Source organism: Nocardiopsis kunsanensis DSM 44524, assembly GCF_000340965.1.
Classification (GTDB): Bacteria; Actinomycetota; Actinomycetes; order Streptosporangiales; family Streptosporangiaceae; genus Nocardiopsis; species Nocardiopsis kunsanensis.
In genome coordinates, this window is the sequence record NZ_ANAY01000078.1 from 1 (window position 1) to 1322 (window position 1322).

Annotated in this window: 1 protein-coding gene; it reads left to right on the plus strand. The window is 70.3% G+C overall.

The features are described from left to right. A partial coding sequence (locus D456_RS0123290) for an IS701 family transposase (protein ID WP_017578579.1) occupies positions 1–1241 on the plus strand: 1241 nt, incomplete at its 5' end. Positions 1242–1322: the final 81 nt, after the last annotated feature.

Consider the following 1322-nt stretch of genomic DNA (forward strand, 5'->3'; position numbering starts at 1 on the left):
TGGACCTGACCGAAGTCGAAGAACTCCGCGAGGACCTCGACGCGTTCTGCGCCGAGGTCTTCGCCCCCATCCCCCGTAAGGACTCGCGCGGGTGGGGCAACTGCTACCTGCGCGGGTTGATGCTGCAGGGGCAGCGCAAGTCCATCGAGCCCATGGCCCAGCGCTTGCCGGACGGCAACATGCAGGCCCTGCAACAGTTCGTGGCTTCCTCTCCCTGGGACCATGTCCCCGTCCAGCGCCGCCTGGCCACCAAGGTCAGCCGGGCCATCGATCCCGATGCGTGGGTCATCGACGACTCGGCCTTTCCCAAAGCGGGCACCGCCTCGGTGGGCGCGGCCCACCAGTGGTGCGGCGCCCTGGGCAAGCAGGCGGTGTGCCAGAACGCTGTCAGCCTGCACGCGGTCACCGACACGGCCTCGGTGCCGCTGGCCTGGCGGCTCTACCTGCCCAAACAGTGGGCGGATCCGGCCGATGAGCGCCGGGCCAGGACCGGGGTGCCCGAGCACGTGGGCCACCGGGAGAAATGGCGGCTGGCCCTGGACATGGTCGATGAGGCCCGCTCCTGGGGGCTTGCCGAGAAGATGGTGGTGGCCGATGCCGGCTACGGGCAGAACCACGGCTTCCGCGACGGCCTGACCCAGCGGGGGCTGGACTATGTGGTGGCGGTGCGCGGTGATCTGAACGCCCACCCCGGCCAAGCGGCCCCGGTGGCCCCTGAGCACACGCGGGGGGTGGGGAGCCCGCCCTTGCCTCGCTACCGCACCCCGGCCCGTTCCTTGAAGGACCTGGCCCTGGAGCAGGGCCGCAAGGCGTTGCGCCGGTGCACTTGGCGCCAGGGCTCGCGCGGTCCGATGCGCAGCCGGTTCCTGCTCATGCAGGTGCGTCCGGCGGGCGTGGCTGCCCGTAAGGCTGCTCTGGCCCGGGCGGGCAGCCGCTCGTCCTGGGACGGGGTCCTGCCGGTCGAGACGCTGATCGTTGAGTGGCCGCCCCACGAGCAGGCGCCGACCGATTACTGGTTGTCCAGTCTGGCCCCGGACACGGCGCTGCGACGTTTGGTGCGCCTGGCCAAGATCCGGTGGCGCATCGAGCACGACTACCGCGAGCTCAAGCACGGGCTCGGGCTGGACCACTACGAGGGGCGCACCTGGCGGGGCTGGCACCACCACGTCACCCTGGTCACCGCCGCCCAAGCCTTCCTCACCCTGCGAAGACTCGCCCCAAAATCGGTGACGTCGGTCTGAGTTTCTACCAGGTCCTGGGCGAGCTGCAGCGGGTGCTGCTGTGCTGGACCGGCGTGTGTCACACCTGTCACCAACCGCTTG